This window comes from Plantibacter sp. CFBP 8798 (assembly GCF_014841195.1).
GTDB lineage: Bacteria > Actinomycetota > Actinomycetes > Actinomycetales > Microbacteriaceae > Plantibacter > Plantibacter auratus.
This window is the reverse complement of sequence record NZ_JACYTS010000001.1, coordinates 978,073-992,983: the sequence shown is the minus strand read 5'-3', so window position 1 is coordinate 992,983 and position 14,911 is coordinate 978,073. Positions and strand designations below refer to the sequence as shown.

The 14,911-nt window shown below is 70.2% G+C and carries 15 protein-coding genes; 8 read left to right on the top strand and 7 right to left on the bottom strand.

Going from position 1 to position 14,911, the window contains the following annotated elements:
• Positions 1-60: 60 nt before the first annotated feature.
• Entirely contained in the window at positions 61-849 is a 789-nt protein-coding gene (locus IFU30_RS04745; RefSeq protein ID WP_194718745.1) for a 3-oxoacyl-ACP reductase, read from the top strand.
• Between the two features lie 53 nt (positions 850-902).
• On the top strand, positions 903-1,667 hold the full coding sequence (locus IFU30_RS04740; RefSeq protein WP_192004483.1) for a FadR/GntR family transcriptional regulator: 765 nt from the start codon (positions 903-905) through the stop codon (positions 1,665-1,667).
• 90 nt (positions 1,668-1,757) lie between these two features.
• Here IFU30_RS04740 and IFU30_RS20620 read toward each other — a convergent pair whose 3' ends face one another.
• A complete protein-coding gene (locus IFU30_RS20620; RefSeq protein WP_255376692.1) occupies positions 1,758-1,880 on the bottom strand; it encodes a hypothetical protein in 123 nt (40 codons plus the stop codon).
• A 71-nt stretch (positions 1,881-1,951) separates the two neighbouring features.
• Between IFU30_RS20620 and IFU30_RS04735 the strand changes: the two genes are divergently transcribed.
• Complete coding sequence (locus IFU30_RS04735; RefSeq protein ID WP_079704995.1) at positions 1,952-2,902, top strand: LysR family transcriptional regulator; 951 nt, start codon at positions 1,952-1,954, stop codon at positions 2,900-2,902.
• A gap of 90 nt (positions 2,903-2,992) precedes the next feature.
• On the opposite strand, the gene IFU30_RS04730 is transcribed toward IFU30_RS04735, so the two are convergent.
• On the bottom strand, positions 2,993-3,691 hold the full coding sequence (locus IFU30_RS04730) for a DedA family protein (RefSeq protein WP_192004482.1): 699 nt from the start codon (positions 3,689-3,691) through the stop codon (positions 2,993-2,995).
• Positions 3,692-3,862: 171 nt separating this feature from the next.
• Between IFU30_RS04730 and IFU30_RS04725 the strand changes: the two genes are divergently transcribed.
• The gene (locus IFU30_RS04725) at positions 3,863-4,738 is read left to right on the top strand and encodes an exodeoxyribonuclease III (protein ID WP_192004481.1); all 876 of its coding nucleotides are present in this window, start codon (positions 3,863-3,865) and stop codon (positions 4,736-4,738) included.
• A 26-nt stretch (positions 4,739-4,764) separates the two neighbouring features.
• On the opposite strand, the gene IFU30_RS04720 is transcribed toward IFU30_RS04725, so the two are convergent.
• From IFU30_RS04720 to IFU30_RS04710, 3 genes are all read right to left on the bottom strand, one after another.
• On the bottom strand, positions 4,765-6,345 hold the full coding sequence (locus IFU30_RS04720) for a DUF4832 domain-containing protein (RefSeq protein ID WP_192004480.1): 1,581 nt from the start codon (positions 6,343-6,345) through the stop codon (positions 4,765-4,767).
• A 159-nt stretch (positions 6,346-6,504) separates the two neighbouring features.
• Positions 6,505-8,097, bottom strand: coding sequence for an amino acid permease (locus tag IFU30_RS04715; protein ID WP_192004479.1), 1,593 nt, complete (start codon positions 8,095-8,097; stop codon positions 6,505-6,507).
• 161 nt (positions 8,098-8,258) lie between these two features.
• Positions 8,259-9,179 (bottom strand): AEC family transporter, encoded by a 921-nt coding sequence (locus tag IFU30_RS04710; RefSeq protein WP_079704991.1) that lies wholly within the window; start codon positions 9,177-9,179, stop codon positions 8,259-8,261.
• A gap of 164 nt (positions 9,180-9,343) precedes the next feature.
• Between IFU30_RS04710 and IFU30_RS04705 the strand changes: the two genes are divergently transcribed.
• A complete protein-coding gene (locus IFU30_RS04705; RefSeq protein ID WP_249404634.1) occupies positions 9,344-10,441 on the top strand; it encodes a Glu/Leu/Phe/Val dehydrogenase family protein in 1,098 nt (365 codons plus the stop codon).
• A 79-nt stretch (positions 10,442-10,520) separates the two neighbouring features.
• Here the strand turns inward: IFU30_RS04705 and IFU30_RS04700 are convergent, their stop codons facing one another.
• The gene (locus IFU30_RS04700) at positions 10,521-11,534 is read right to left on the bottom strand and encodes an NADP-dependent oxidoreductase (RefSeq protein ID WP_079001323.1); all 1,014 of its coding nucleotides are present in this window, start codon (positions 11,532-11,534) and stop codon (positions 10,521-10,523) included.
• A gap of 92 nt (positions 11,535-11,626) precedes the next feature.
• The gene (locus IFU30_RS04695) at positions 11,627-12,013 is read right to left on the bottom strand and encodes a DUF1304 domain-containing protein (RefSeq protein WP_079003829.1); all 387 of its coding nucleotides are present in this window, start codon (positions 12,011-12,013) and stop codon (positions 11,627-11,629) included.
• A gap of 134 nt (positions 12,014-12,147) precedes the next feature.
• Between IFU30_RS04695 and IFU30_RS04690 the strand changes: the two genes are divergently transcribed.
• From IFU30_RS04690 to IFU30_RS04680, 3 genes are all read left to right on the top strand, one after another.
• The gene (locus IFU30_RS04690; protein ID WP_192004478.1) at positions 12,148-12,729 is read left to right on the top strand and encodes a TetR/AcrR family transcriptional regulator; all 582 of its coding nucleotides are present in this window, start codon (positions 12,148-12,150) and stop codon (positions 12,727-12,729) included.
• A gap of 131 nt (positions 12,730-12,860) precedes the next feature.
• A complete protein-coding gene (locus IFU30_RS04685; RefSeq protein WP_192004477.1) occupies positions 12,861-13,769 on the top strand; it encodes an ABC transporter ATP-binding protein in 909 nt (302 codons plus the stop codon).
• Between the two features lie 54 nt (positions 13,770-13,823).
• Positions 13,824-14,885, top strand: coding sequence for an aliphatic sulfonate ABC transporter substrate-binding protein (locus IFU30_RS04680; RefSeq protein WP_192004476.1), 1,062 nt, complete (start codon positions 13,824-13,826; stop codon positions 14,883-14,885).
• Positions 14,886-14,911: the final 26 nt, after the last annotated feature.

Below are 14,911 nucleotides of genomic sequence, written 5' to 3'. Positions count from 1 at the left end.
ACCCGCACCACCCCGGTCCCTGAGCTTGTCGAAGGGCGGGGCAGAGAGAAAGAGCACCACATGACCATCACCCCCATCGACCTCACCCAGCGGCTCGCCGGGAAGGTCGCCGTGATCACCGGCGGCGCGAGCGGCATCGGCCTCGCCACCGCGAAGCGCTTCGCCGCGGAGGGCGCGACCGTCGTCATCGGCGACCTCGACCCCACGACCGGCCAGGCGGCGGCCGAGCTCGTCGGTGGGCTCTTCGTCCAGGTCGACGTGACCGACCAGGCGCAGGTCGACCACCTGTTCGACACCGCGGCCGAGACCTACGGCTCGGTCGACATCGCCTTCAACAACGCCGGCATCTCCCCGCCCGACGACGACTCGATCGAGACGACCGAGCTCCCGGCCTGGGAGCGCGTGCAGGACGTGAACCTCAAGTCGGTCTACCTGTGCTCGCGCGCCGCCATCCGCCACATGGTGCGGCAGGGGAAGGGCTCGATCATCAACACGGCGTCGTTCGTCGCCGTCCTCGGCTCGGCCACCTCGCAGATCTCGTACACGGCGTCCAAGGGCGGAGTGCTCGCGATGAGCCGCGAGCTCGGCGTGCAGTTCGCGCGGCAGGGCATCCGCGTCAACGCCCTCTGCCCGGGTCCCGTCAACACCGCGCTGCTGCAGGAGCTCTTCGCGAAGGATCCGGTGCGCGCGCAGCGGCGACTCGTGCACATCCCCCTCGGTCGGTTCGCGGAGCCCGAGGAGTTGGCCGCCTCCGTCGCCTTCCTCGCGAGCGACGACTCGTCCTTCATCACCGGGTCGACGTTCCTCGTCGACGGCGGCATCTCCTCCGCCTACGTGACACCGGAATGAGCTGACGACATGCCCGGGCGGGGGACGCGACCCCGGGGAAATAGACTGATCCGATGAGCGAGACGCGGAAGGGCGACGAGGCGACCGAGGTGCTCAGCGCCGAGCTCCTCCTGCGTCCGGGCCGCGCCGGGAACGCCTTCGAGGAGACTGTCCAGCGGCTCCTGCAGTCCATCCGCCTCGGGCTCATCGAGCCGGGCGGTCGTCTGCCTGCCGAGCGCGAACTCGCGACGATGCAGGGGGTCAGCCGCGACACCGTGCGGGATGCGATCGCCGCACTCACCGAGGCCGGTTACCTGACCTCGCGGCGCGGGCGCTACGGCGGGACGTTCGTCATGGACGAGTTGCCCGACGACGAAGCGATCAACGGGACCGACTCCCCCGAGGTCGGCAGGGTCACGATCTCGGCGGCGGAGATCGAGGACACGCTCACGCTCCGCAGCATCCTCGAGGTCGGTGCGGCGCGCGAAGCGGCGCAGTGCAAGCTCTCCGGCGCCGACCGCGAACGCCTGTGGCAGGCGCTCGGAGACTGCCGGGACGCGGCGCCCGCCGACTACCGCCGCCACGACTCCCGCCTCCACCTGCTCATCGCGGAGCTCGTGGGTGCCCCCAGCCTCCTGCCACTCGTCGCCGAGTCGCGCATGCGGGTCAACGAACTCCTCAACGGCATCCCGCTGCTGGCCGTGAACATCGCGCACTCCGACGAGCAGCACGAGCGCATCGTCAAGGCGATCCTGCGCGGTCACCCCGAGGAGGCGGCGCAGGCGATGGCCGAGCACGTCGCCGGCTCCGAGGCGCTCCTGCGCGGCTTCCTCGCCTGAGCGCCTGTCGCCGCGCGGACATGGAACGACCTCCCGGCGACGAGTCGCAAGGAGGTCGGATGCGCCGGCCGGGCCGGCGGGTGCGAGGTCCTAGAAGGACTTCGGGTAGGTGCGGGCCGGGATGGCACGGTAGCCGTCGCGCTTGACGACGACGACCGATCCGACGGCTGCACTCGCAGCGAGGAGGGCGATGATGCCGAGATAGATGGTCATGGTTCAATGAAACGCCTGTCAGCCGTGAAGGACAAGCGGACAATACTGACGTCACTCGGTAGCATCGCTACATGGACGTCCGCCGACTCGACCTGCTTCGCGAACTCGCCGAGCGCGGCACCGTGCACGCCGTCGCCGAAGCCACGCATCGCACGCCGTCCGCGGTCTCCCAACAGCTCAAGGTCCTCGAGCGCGAGGCCGGCCTGCCGCTCACCGAACGGCGTGGTCGCGGCCTCGTCCTCACCGACGCCGGCCGGGCACTCGCGGCCAGCGCCACGGACGTCGCCGTCGCGATCGAACGGGCGACGAGCGTGTGGGACGAGTACCGCAACCGTCCGATCGGCACCGTCACGGTCGCGACCTTCCCCACCTTCGGGCAGATGGTCGTACCCGCCGTGCTCCGCACGCTCGAAGCGGTACCCGGCCTACGGGTCGTCGTGAGCGACCGAGACCCCGACCTCGAGGACTTCCCCGACCTGGCGGCCGACTTCGACATCGTCATCGCGCAGGCGATCAGCGGCGAGCGCAACTGGGTCCGTCGCGGTCTCCGCATCACGCAGCTGCTCTCCGAGCCGCTCGACGTCGTGCTGCCGGTCGGGCATCGCCTCAGTGGCCAGACCGTCCTGACCCCGGCGGACCTCGCGGACGAGTCCTGGATCGGCGTGCCGGTCGGCTATCCGCTCGACCGCCTGCTCCGCAGCATCGAGGCCGAATCGGGCGGCGAGCTCCGAGTGGTGCAGCGGGTGAGCGACAACCGCATCGCGGAGGCGATGGTCGCGGCCGGCCTCGGTATCGGCCTCCTCCCGCGATACACGGCCAGCGGGCCGGAGCGCGGCATCGTCCTCCGTCCGCTCGCGGGGCTCGACGCGACGCGTCGGATCGTCGCGCTGTCGCGTCCCGACCGCGCCGAACGGCTGGCGGTGCGGACCGTCCTCGACGCGATCCGCGTGGAGGCGCAGTCGGTCGCCGCTTCGCACACCGCGCCGGAGCCCGAGGAACTCACCACGCCCCGCTGGGTGTGAGCGGGACCGTTCTCAGGAGTCCGTCGGTGCGCCGGTGGCGGCGGCGACGGACACACCGCAAGCGTCCTGAGAACGGTCCCGCGGGGACGGTCAGCCCTCGGCCCGACCGGCGCCGCTGCGCTCCCGGCGGTACCGCTGCACGCCGCGCCAGACCGCGACGCCGACGGCGATCACGACGCCTGCGATGACCACCTTCTGCAGGATGCCCGCGTACTCCTCGACGATGTGCCACTGCTCGCCCAGGAAGAACCCGGCGAGCACGAAGATGGTGTTCCAGATGGCGCTGCCCGCGAAGGTGAGCAGGGTGAACCGCAGGACCGGCATGCGTTCGACGCCGGCGGGGACCGAGATGAGGCTCCGGAAGATCGGGAGCATCCGCCCGAAGAACACCGCCTTCGAGCCGTGCTTCTGGAACCAGGCCTCGACGCGGTCGACGTCCTCGACGTGGACGAGCGGGACCCGCTCAGCGAGGCGGCGCATGCGGTCACGTCCGAGGACGGCGCCGATCGCGTAGAGGGCCAGCGCGCCGATCACGGAACCGGCCGTCGTCCAGATGAGGACCTCGACGAGACCGAGCTTGCCCTGACTGGCGGCGAATCCGGCGAGCGGCAGGATGATCTCGCTCGGCAACGGCGGGAAGAGGTTCTCGAGGGCGATGGCGAGCCCGGCTCCCGGACCACCCAACCTCTCCATGAGGTCGACCGCCCAGTCGGCGACCCCTCCGAGGGCACTGTCCCCTCCGGTCGAGGCTGCGGACAGGCTGAACGTGGCGGCGGTGGACGTCGTCATACCCTCGACGCTACGCGACACCCGCTCGCCATCCCTGGGAACCTCCGCTCAATCCCCCACCCGTCGGCTCCACCGAACCGGTCCTTTCTCAGGACCTCTCCGGCGTGGCGACCCTCCCCCGGGGCGACACGCCGGAGGTCTCCTGAGAAAGGAAACCGATAGCGTTGGGGCATGCGCATCGCCACCTGGAACGTCAACTCGATCCGTACCCGCGTCGGCCGCGTGGTCGACTGGCTCGTCCGCGAGGACGTCGACGTCCTCGCCATGCAGGAGCTCAAGTGCAAGCCCGAGCAGTTCCCGATGGAGGCCTTCACGAAGGCCGGCTACCAGGTGGAGCTCCACGGGCTCAGCCAGTGGAACGGCGTCGGCATCGCCAGCCGCCTTCCGATGGAGGACGTGCAGATCGGCTTCCCCGACATGCCCGGCTTCGGCAAGCCACCGGCGAGCCTCGCGCTGGGCGGTCCCGGCTTCGACGCCGACGGCCTGCCGCTCGAAGCGCGAGCCATCGGCGCGACGGTCGACGGCGTCCGCCTCTGGAGCCTGTACGTCCCGAACGGCCGCGCGGTCGGCGACCCGCACTACGACTACAAGCTCCGCTGGCTCGCCGCGCTCGAAGCCGACACCCGCTCCTGGCTCGCCGAGAACCCCGAGCTGCCGCTCGCACTCATGGGCGACTGGAACGTCGCGCCGCTCGACTCCGACGTCGGCGACCCGAGCTTCGGCCCTGGCTCGACCCACATCTCCGCGCCGGAGCGCGCCGCCCTCGCGGCCTTCGTCGACGCGGGACTCCAGGACACCGTCCGACCGTTCGTCCCCGAGGGCTACACCTTCTGGGACTACAAGCAGCTCCGGTTCCCACGGAACGAGGGCCTCCGGATCGACTTCATCTACGGCTCGCAGGCGTTCGCGGACCACGTCGTCGAGGCGTCGATCCACCGCAACGAGCGCAAGGGCGACAGTCCGAGCGACCACGTTCCCGTCGTCGTCGACCTCGACTTCACCCTCTCCGACGAAGAGGACGACGACTCGCCGATGATCTTCGGCTGAGCCGGTGCCCCCTCACTCGAGTCCGGTCAGGCGTTCCGACGCCGGCGGGCGAGCAGGAGCGCGAGGGCTCCGAGTGCCACCACGCCACCGCCGAGGACCGCGGGAGCGAGCGACGAGACGCCCGTGTCGGGCAGTCTGGCCGCAGCACCGGCCACCGGTTCGGCCATGACGACCCCGTCGGCGCCGACGGTCACCTGACGCTGCAGGCTGTTCACGCCGGTCACCGCGTCCCAGGTGCCGACGTTCGCCGTCTGGACGGCGTAGAGCGGGTTCGCCGCGACCGACTCGTGCGTGGCCGGCAGCGACAGCGCCGTGTCGTAGCGACCGGCCGGGACGTCGGCGAGTGACGCCTGGAGTGTGACGGTCTCCCCCGCACCCCAGGTGCGGGCGTCCGAACCGAACGGGACGCGCACCGTGCGCTCGGCGTTCGACAGCACGAGGTAGGCGGGCCGGCTGTTGTACGGAGCCGCCCAGCCGTCGTTCCGGACCGTGAGCGAGAGCGTGCCGTCCACGACCGAGCTCTCCGTCATCACGAAGCGGTAGCCGAGTCGCTTCGCGGTGGTGTCGAGGTTCTCCTGCCCCCAGGACTGCAGGACGTCCTGCAGGTAGTCCCAGTTGAGGTAGCTGAAGTTGTAGCGTTCCATCTCGGCCGAGGCGGTAGCCCACTCCGACCGCGGCGGGTTCACGTTGCAGGTCTCACCACCGACCGGCACCCAGTCGCTCTCCTGCGCGAGGTAGTCCTGATCGAGCGAGATCGGGTCCGACAGGTACGTGCCCCAGTCGTCGGGTGCCGCGAGGAAGCAGTCGTTGTGGTGACCGATGCGTGAGATGGCGCTGCCGTCGAACGCCTGCGCCTCGGTGATGGCCCCAGCGGTCCCGGACGGCACCCCGAGGATGTTCTGCTTCATGTTCATGGTCCGCACCTGGATGGAGCGGTCGGCGGGCACCGCCTCGAGGAGCGCCTCGACGACCGCGCGACGCTTCGCCCAGTCCTCGTCCGTGAGGACACCGGGATTCGCCGGGTCCGCGGCGAAGTGGTCCGTGTAGTAGCCCTCACCCCAGAGGCCGACGAAGCCGGCCTGGACGACGGAGATGACGTCGGCGTTGTCCTGGAAGATCGGCGCGAGCTGCTCGATGTGGGTGAGCACGATGTCGAGCGGTGCGTCGCCATACGGCGGCGTGTACGGGAAGTCGCCACCGGCGAGGTACGCGAAGCGGGGGATGATCGAGATGCCGGCGGTGCGAGCCGCGTCGAAGTCAGCCTGGACGAGCGCGAGCCAGGCCGGGTCGAGGGTCGGCTCGGCCACGAACCGTTCCAGGTAGAAGACGCGGACGAGTTCGGTGATGCCCTCCTCGCGATAGGCCGCGAGGGTGGCGACGTCGAGCGGCGTGTACCCCGGCCCGCCCTCGGTCCCCTCGGGGTAGTAGTGCGTGTTGTTCGTGTGGTCGAAGCCGCGCTCGGGATTCGCGATGATCGCGTCGCTCGGCTCGTAGGCGACCGTGTCGGCCGAGGTCGGGGCGGGTGCTTGCGCCGCAGCGCTCAGCGGTGTGGCGACGACGATGCCGCACGCGGCGAGCACGGCGACGAGACGGAGACGACGGTTCACGGGAACTCCAGCGGGGTCCGGTGGTGCACGGAAGAGGTTGCCCACATCCTGCTGAACCGACTCCCGAGGTGCAAGGGAATGCTCGAAACCGACCCGAAGTGATCACTATCGCTTAGCGATTCCCCGTGAACCGCCGACCCGCCGGTACCCGCACTCCCGCTAGGACCGCGGTGCGCCCCCGCGCTTCCGCTTGTTCGCATCGATGGCGGGGCGCTCGGCCACCACCGGCCAGGTGCCCGTGTGCCCCTCGCGTGCGGCCGCGGCGGCCATGATCCGCGGCTTGGCGGCGAACCATCCGACGATGAGCATCGGGATGAGGACGATGAGGGAGGCGAGGACCCAGCGCCCGGTCTCCGAGAAGCCCATGGTCACGAGGACGAACAGGAGGAACGCGAGGGTCAGATACGACGTGAACGGTGCCCCGAACAAGCGGAACGACGGCCGCTCGACCTTGCCCTGCTTCGCCCAGCGCTGCAGCTGGATCTGGCAGAGGATGATCGTCGCCCAACCGCCGATGATGCCGATGGCCGAGATCTCGAGCACGATCTCGAACGCCTTCGACGGGTAGAGCGCGTTCAGCAGGACGCCGAGCAGGGTGAGCGCTGCGGTGAGCAGGATGCCGCCGAAGGGGACGCCGTTCTTGCTCATCTTGCCGGTGAACGCGGGGGCCGAACCGTTGACGGCCATCGAGCGGAGGATGCGACCGGTCGAGTAGAGCCCCGCGTTGAGGCTCGACAGCGCCGCCGTCAACACGACGAAGTTCATGACCGACGCCGAGATCGCCCCGGCCTGCTCCGACCCGATGTGCGAGAAGAAGGTGACGAACGGGCTCTCACCGGCCTGGTAGGCCGTGTAAGGCAGCAGGAGCGACAGGAGCAGCACCGAGCCGACGTAGAAGATCGCGATGCGGAAGATGACCGTGTTGACGGCCTTCGGCATGATCTTCTTCGGTTCGGCCGTCTCACCGGCCGCCGTACCCACGAGCTCGATGGCCGCGTAGGCGAAGACCACACCGGAGATCGCGATCATCGGCGCGAAGGCCCCGACCGGGAACAGCCCGCCGTTGTCGCCGATGACCGAGAATCCGACGGCGCCGATGTCGGTGCGTCCGCCGAAGACGATGAAGCAGACGCCGACGATGAGGAAGATCACCAGCGCCGACACCTTGATGAGCGCGAACCAGAACTCCATCTCGCCGAACAGCTTGACGGAGACGAGGTTGAGCGCCAGCACCACCACCAGAGCGGCGAGCGCGAAGACCCACTGCGGGAAGTCCTCGAGCTCCTTCCAGCCGAACAGCTTGCCGAAGGTCTTGATGTAGAGCGCGGCCGCGGTGACGTCGACGATCGAGGTCATCGCCCAGTTGAGGAAGTACAACCACCCCGCGCCGAACGCCATCTTCTCGCCGTAGAACTCCCGGGCGTAGGAGATGAACGAGCCCGAGGACGGACGGTGGAGGACGAGTTCACCGAGGGCGCGCAGGATGAGGAAGGCGAAGAACCCGCAGAGCGCGTACACGAGGATGAGCGCCGGGCCGGCGCTGTTCAGGCGGCCACCCGCACCGAGGAAGAGCCCCGTGCCGATCGCACCGCCGATCGCGATCATCTGGATCTGCCGCGGCTTGAGGGTCTTGTGGTACCCCTCCTCCTCGCTGGAGAAGTCCTGCACGGCGAGCATCTCGTCGCCGACGGTCTCGCGGGATGCGGCCCAGTCTCCGGAACGTTTGTGTCGTGGGGTCGTGCCTTCGGTCATGTCGTCCCATCGGGTCGGGTCCGACGGCGCTCCGCCGGACTGGACGGTGGTATATCTCAGTCGTGCCCGCCCAAGAGTAGTCGCGATCGTTCGGCATTTCCGGCCATCGCTGTCCATGCTTCGGAGGACAGCGGCGCTTCGGACGGACCGGTTCCCGGGGGTCAGGCGAGCAGGGCGGCGACGACGACGAGGACCGGCACGGAGAGGATCGTCGTCAGCAGGACCGTGTCGCGGGCGAGCGTGACGCCCTGCTCGTACCGGCTGGCGAAGTTGTAGACGTTCTGGGCCGCCGGGAGGGCGGCGAGGACGACGGAGGCGAACAACGGCGTGCCGCTCAGCCCGAACCCGAAGTGCGCGATGAGGTAGGCGAATCCGGGCATCACGACCGATTTGATCGCCGTCGCCACGAAGATCTCCCGACGTCCGCTGCCGGCCTGCAACGGCCGCATGCCGTGCAGCGACATGCCGAACGCCATGAGGATGAGCGGTACGGCCGCGCCGCCGAGGAGCTCGAACGGGGCCATGACGGGCTCGGGGAGCCGGACGCCGAAGAGGTTGAGTACGACGCCGACGATCGACGCGACGATCATCGGGTTGCGGAAGGGCTGCGTCACGATGCCGAGGAAGGAGACGGAGCCGCGCTGTCTGACGTCGAGGATGGTGAGCGCGATCGGGGCGAAGACGAGGAGCTGCAGCAGGATGACCGGGGCGACGTAGCCGGCCTCGCCGAGGACGTAGACCGCCACCGGGATGCCGATGTTGTTGGCGTTGACGTAGCCCGAGCCGAGCGCGCCGATCGTCGCGACCGAGAGGTCCTTGCGGAGCCACACGGCGTTCAGCAGCACGAAGAGCGCGGCGGCCGACAGGGCACTCGCGAGGGCGACCCAGATGAAACTGCTGAACACCTCGTGCAGGTCGGCCGTGGCGAGCACGGTGAACAGCAGCGCCGGGTTGGTGACGAAGAACGCCACCCGGTTGAGCACGTGCCCGGTCGTCGGGCCCCCGACCTCGAGACGCCCGGCGAGGTAGCCGACGAGGATCACGGTGCCGATGATCGCGAACCCCGTCAGCACTCCGCCCATGCCGTCCAGCCTAGGTGCAGCCCGTCCGGCGGCCCGGTCGAGCCGACGGTTGTGGAGCGGGCGGTCGGCGTGGAGAATCTGGGGAGGAGAGCCGGGCACCACCATCGCCCTGCGATCCGCTCCCACCAGGAGCCCGCACCAATCACCCACGAGGAGATCCGACGATGACGTCATTCGACCCGGTCGCGTCCAGCGACGCGATGCACAGCACCACCCTCCCCCACGAACGCCTCTCCATCAGCCGCGGACCGCGCTCCGGGCTGACCATCAGCGTCGCCCTGCACTCCACCGCCCTGGGGCCGGCCCTCGGCGGCGCGCGGCTCTGGCGGTACGGGTCCTGGCTCGAGGCCGTCGACGACTCCCTCCGCCTGGCCGCGGGGATGACGATGAAGAACGCGGCCGCCGGTCTCGCGCACGGCGGCGGCAAGTCCGTCATCCACCTGCCCGTCGGCACGACCCTCGACCCCGCGGAGCGCCGCGACGCGATGCTCGACCTCGGCGACGCGGTCGAAGCGCTCGGCGGCGCCTATCGCACCGCGGAGGACGTGGGCACGACCGCCGAGGACATGGCCGTCGTCGCCGAGCGGACCGACCACGTCAGCGGGCTGCCGGCTGACCGCGGTGGCGTCGGCGAACCGAGCGAGGCGACGGCTGCCGGCGTGCACGCGGCCATCACCGCGACGCTCGAGACGGTCTTCGGCACCCCGCTCGTCGCGGGCCACCGGGCGACGATCTCCGGGCTCGGCCAGGTCGGCGGCCGTCTGGCCCGACGGCTCGCGGCCGAGGGGGCTCGCCTCATCGTCACCGACGTCGACCCACGGAAGCGCGCCCTCGCCGAGGAGATCGGCGCCAGCTGGATCGAACCGGGCGACGAGCACCTCGTCGAGACGGACCTCTTCGTGCCGTGCGGCGTCGGCGGCGCCCTGAACGCCCGGGTGATCGGGCAGCTGCGGTGTCGCGCCGTGGTCGGGGCGGCGAACAACCAGCTCGCCTCCCGCGCCGACGCGGTGGCCCTCGAGGAGCGCGGCATCCTGTGGGCGCCGGACTTCGTCGCGAACGCGGGCGGCGTGATCTACCTCGCCATGGCGTCCGAACCGGGCGCCGATGCCGCGGCCATCGAGCAGCGGGTGTCGGCGATCGGGCGGACCGTGCAGTCGATCTACCGGGACGCCGCAGCGGAGGGCGTCACGACGCTCGTCGCCGCCGAACGCCTCGCGATGGCCCGCATCGATGCGGCCGGCGGGGTCCTCGCAACGGTCTGACGACGACGAACGGCCCGTCCACCCGGAGCGGGTGGACGGGCCGTCGATCGCCGGTGTCAGGCGAGGTCGAGGGATCGCGTCAGAGCTTGACGACCATCTTCCCGGTGTTGGCGCCGCGCATGAGCGCGAGGAACGCGTCGAGCGTGTGGTCGAGGCCCTCGTAGACGGTCTCGTCGAAGACGACGTCACCGTTCTGCAACCAGGCGCCCATCTCACCGGAGAACGCCGGGAAGTGCTGCGTGTAGTTGCCGACGGTGAAGCCCGTGAGGGTCAGCCCACGGGTCACGATGTTCGACAGGTTGCGCGGGCCCTCGGCACGCTCGGTGTCGTTGATCTGCGAGATGACGCCGCAGAGCGCTGCGCGTCCGCCGTCGTTGAAGGCGTCGATCGCCGCTTCGAGGTGCTCGCCGCCGACGTTGTCGAAGTACACGTCGATGCCGTCGGGTGCCGCGGCCGCGAGCTGCTCGGTGACGGGACCGTCCTTGTAGTTGAACGCGGCGTCGTAGCCGTACTTCTCCGTCAGCAGGGCGACCTTCTCAGCCGATCCGGCCGAACCGATGACGCGCTTCGCGCCCTTGAGACGGGCGATCTGGCCGACCATCGTGCCGACGGCACCTGCCGCACCGGAGACGAACACCGTGTCGCCCTCCCGGAACTTGGCGACCTCGAGCAGACCGACGTACGCGGTGAGGGCCGTCATGCCGAGGACGCCGAGGTAGGCGGACAGCGGGACGCCGGGGAGCTCAGGCACGACGCGGAACCCGCCGGCGTCCTCCTGGACGAGGTCGCGCCAGCCGAACTGGTGCAGGACGACGTCGCCGACGGAGAAGCCCTCGGCGGCCGACTCGACGACCCGGCCGATGGCGCCGCCGGTCATCGTCTCACCGAGCTGGTACGGCGCGACGTAGGAGCGGGCGTCGTTCATGCGACCGCGCATGTAGGGGTCGACGGAGAGGAAGAGGTTCTGGACCCGGAGCTGGCCGGGCGCGAGCTCCGGGAGTTCGACGGAGACGGTCCGGAAGTCGGACTCGGTCGGCCAGCCGACCGGTCGCGAGACGAGCTGGATCTGGGTGCTGAGCGCGGGGGTGTTCATGTGGTGCCTTTCCTTGGTGCGGTGATTCGATGGGCGGGCGCAGCACGTCGTCGGGTTGCGGACGGGGTGACGCCTGGGGCGTCGCGGAGGTGTCAGACGGCCAGTGCGATGACGAGCGCGATGAGTCCGAGCAACGGGGTGGTCCCCTGGACGATCGCGGCGCGGGCCTTCGTGCGGTCCGAGGTGATGAGGACGAGCGAGGCGAGGAGCATGGAGCCGGCGGAGGCGAAGACGAGGGCCGCGCCGATACCGGTCGAGCCGGTGATGAGGAAGACGATGCCGACGATCGTGCCGATCGCGAGGAACAGGTTGTAGAACCCCTGGTTGTACGCCATCCCGCGGGTGGTCTCGGCCTCGAGCTCCGAGGTGCCGAAGGTCTTGCGGGTGGCCGGCTCGGTCCAGCGCAGCGACTCGAGCACGAAGATGTAGACGTGCAGGAGGGCGGCGATGCCGACGAGGACGAGACTGACGACGAGCATGGGACGGGCCTTCCGGGAGATCGGCGTCGAGTCGTCCGGACGGAGCGACATTCTGTACCGATGGGTCTACTATAATAGTAGAACGCTCGGTCCACAACCCCGTCACACGGATGCCGAGCGAGGAGGAGGCACCCATGGGACGCACGCAGGAGTTCGACACCGTCGCCGTCGTCCAGGCGGCGCGCGACGTCTTCTGGGACCGCGGGTACGAGGCGACCTCGCTCGCCGACCTCGAAGCGGCCACCGGCCTGCGGCGGTCGAGCCTCTACCACGCCTTCGACAGCAAGCGCGGGCTGTTCGACGCCGCCGTGCAGGACTACCTCGACACCGTCATCCGGCCGCGCCTCGCGGTCCTCGCGCTGGCGACGGACGGCAGAGCCGGGCTCACCACCTACTTCTCCGGCGTGCAGACGGTCATCGCGACCCTGCCCGAGGACTCCCCTCGCCGCGGCTGCCTCCTCCTCAACAGCGCGGCCGGCCTCGCGGCCCACGACGACGCACTGCGCGAGGTCGTCGACGGCTACCGGGCCGAGCTCACCACCGCCGTCTCGGACGCCCTGGCCCTCGCACGTCCCGAGGTGGACGCGGGCGAATTGGCCGCGGCCGCACGGCAGCTCACGTCGTTGTCGGTCAGCGCGCTGCTGCTCGCCCGGGTCAACCGGGAGGAGGCCGTCGCCATCCTCGACGTCGCCCTCGCGCAGGTCGGCAGCTGGTAGCGGACGCATAACACCGGAACCCTCCGGATGTCACCGGCGGACGCCAATGTGACGCTCTGTTTCGGCGACCGAGAGGGGTCCGTCGCCCTCGCGTAGCATGGCGGGCACCCCACCCCTGGAGCCCGAGACCCATGACGAACGCTGCCCCAAGCCCGCTCGCCGCGAGCTCGCCGGTCACCCGCGACGCCGTTCCCGTCGGTTCGGCGGATCGTGCCTCCACGGTCGCGTTCACCGGGGTCGGCCGCACCTTCGCGAGCGGTGCCGGCAAACGCGCCGACGCCCCGCGGCCCGTGCTGCGCGACGTCACGATCACCGCCGAGGCCGGCGAGGTCGTGGCGATCCTCGGCACGAGCGGCTGCGGCAAGTCCACCCTGCTGCGCATCGCGGCCGGTCTCGACCACCCGACCGCCGGCTCCGTGCTCATCGACGGCACACCCGTCGCCGGCATCGACCCGCGCACGGCCTTCGGCTTCCAGGAGCCTCGACTCCTCCCCTGGCGCACCATCGCGGCGAACGTCGCACTCGGTCTGCCCAAGCGGACACCCGCAACCGAAGGACGTGCCCGCGTCGCCGAGCTGCTCGAACTCGTCGGGCTCGCGGACTTCGCCGAGCACCGCCCACGGGAGGTCTCCGGCGGCATGGCGCAACGCGCCTCACTCGCCAGGGCCCTCGCCCGCCGGCCGGGCGTCCTGCTCCTCGACGAACCGTTCGGCGCCCTCGACGCCCTCACCCGGCTGAAGATGCAGGACCTGCTGCTCGCCATCCACCTCGCCGCGCCCACCACCATCCTGCTCGTGACGCACGACGTCGACGAGGCCCTCCAGCTCGCCGACCGGGTCATCCTCCTGGGTCGCGAGGAGGGACAGCCCGGTTCGACCATCGCGCAGACCGTGACCGTCCCCGGCAACCGCCCGCGCGACCGCGGGTCGGCAGAGCTCGCCGAGCTGCGCGGCCGCCTCCTCGACGGACTCGGCATCGACCGCCACGGTCTCGCCCGCGGCGACCAACGACTGCCGTCCATCCCGCACTTCCCGTACTGAGCCACCCACCACCTCCGCCGTCATCCCGCACCGATCCACAGCAAGGACCAACGCATGACCTCACGACGCCGCTTCACCACCTCCCGCGCCGGGCGCGCGGCCATCGTCGCCGCGACCGCCGCCGCAGCGCTCCTCCTCAGCGGCTGCGTCGCGGGCGAGAACGCTCCTGCGGCCGGCGGCGACAGCACCGCCGGCACCACCGAGGGCGGCACGCTCGACATCGACTTCGCGACCTACAACCCGCTCTCCCTCATCATCAAGGATCAGGGCTGGCTCGAGGACGCACTCGACGACCAGGACATCACCGTCAACTGGGTCCAGTCGGCCGGCTCCAACAAGGCGAACGAGGCACTGCGGGCCGACGCGATCGACGTCGGGTCCACCGCCGGGTCCGCCGCACTCCTGAACCGGGCGAACGGATCGGCCATCCAGGCGATCGACGTCTTCTCGCAGCCCGAGTGGTCGGCGATCGTCGTCGGCCAGGGCTCGACGATCACGGACGTCGCCGAGCTCAAGGGCAAGAAGGTCGCCGCGACGAAGGGCACCGACCCCTACTTCTTCCTCCTGCAGGCGCTGGAGGAGGCCGGCATGTCCGCCTCGGACGTCACGATCGAGAACCTCCAGCACGCCGACGGCTGGGCTGCCCTGCAGAACGGTTCCGTCGACGCGTGGGCCGGTCTCGACCCGATCATGGCCGGCGCCGAGGAGGCGGGCGCGAAGCTCATCTACCGCAACGTCGACTTCAACAGCTACGGCATCCTGGCCGCGACCGAGTCCTTCATCGACGAGCGTCCGGACGTCGCGCAGACCGTCGTGAACGCCTATGAGCACGCTCGTGAATGGGCTGCGTCGAACCCCGACGAGACGGCGCAGATCCTCGCGGACGCCGCGGGCCTCGACCTCGCCGTGGCGACGAAGGTGATCACGGAGCGCTCGAACCTCGACGTCGACCCGGCCCCGGGCAAGGCGCAGAAGCAGGTCCTGTCGATCATCGGCCCGATCTTCGTGGAGTCCGGCGACGTGTCGTCGCAGGACAAGGTCGACGACGCCCTGGCCGACCTCTTCAACCCGAGCTTCGTGGACGACGCGGACCCGTCCGCCATCGGCGCGAAGTAGTCCGGCGCCTGAACCGTCCAGAGAGG

Bases quoted from the DNA above. Each gene is read 5' to 3' on its own strand.
- IFU30_RS04745 (WP_194718745.1), top strand. From the start codon at position 61: ATGACCATCACCCCCATCGACCTCACCCAGCGGCTCGCCGGGAAGGTC.
- IFU30_RS04740 (WP_192004483.1), top strand. From the start codon at position 903: ATGAGCGAGACGCGGAAGGGCGACGAGGCGACCGAGGTGCTCAGCGCC.
- IFU30_RS20620 (WP_255376692.1), bottom strand. From the start codon at position 1,880: ATGACCATCTATCTCGGCATCATCGCCCTCCTCGCTGCGAGTGCAGCC.
- IFU30_RS04735 (WP_079704995.1), top strand. From the start codon at position 1,952: ATGGACGTCCGCCGACTCGACCTGCTTCGCGAACTCGCCGAGCGCGGC.
- IFU30_RS04730 (WP_192004482.1), bottom strand. From the start codon at position 3,691: ATGACGACGTCCACCGCCGCCACGTTCAGCCTGTCCGCAGCCTCGACC.
- IFU30_RS04725 (WP_192004481.1), top strand. From the start codon at position 3,863: ATGCGCATCGCCACCTGGAACGTCAACTCGATCCGTACCCGCGTCGGC.
- IFU30_RS04715 (WP_192004479.1), bottom strand. From the start codon at position 8,097: ATGACCGAAGGCACGACCCCACGACACAAACGTTCCGGAGACTGGGCC.
- IFU30_RS04710 (WP_079704991.1), bottom strand. From the start codon at position 9,179: ATGGGCGGAGTGCTGACGGGGTTCGCGATCATCGGCACCGTGATCCTC.
- IFU30_RS04705 (WP_249404634.1), top strand. From the start codon at position 9,344: ATGACGTCATTCGACCCGGTCGCGTCCAGCGACGCGATGCACAGCACC.
- IFU30_RS04700 (WP_079001323.1), bottom strand. From the start codon at position 11,534: ATGAACACCCCCGCGCTCAGCACCCAGATCCAGCTCGTCTCGCGACCG.
- IFU30_RS04695 (WP_079003829.1), bottom strand. From the start codon at position 12,013: ATGCTCGTCGTCAGTCTCGTCCTCGTCGGCATCGCCGCCCTCCTGCAC.
- IFU30_RS04690 (WP_192004478.1), top strand. From the start codon at position 12,148: ATGGGACGCACGCAGGAGTTCGACACCGTCGCCGTCGTCCAGGCGGCG.
- IFU30_RS04685 (WP_192004477.1), top strand. From the start codon at position 12,861: ATGACGAACGCTGCCCCAAGCCCGCTCGCCGCGAGCTCGCCGGTCACC.
- IFU30_RS04680 (WP_192004476.1), top strand. From the start codon at position 13,824: ATGACCTCACGACGCCGCTTCACCACCTCCCGCGCCGGGCGCGCGGCC.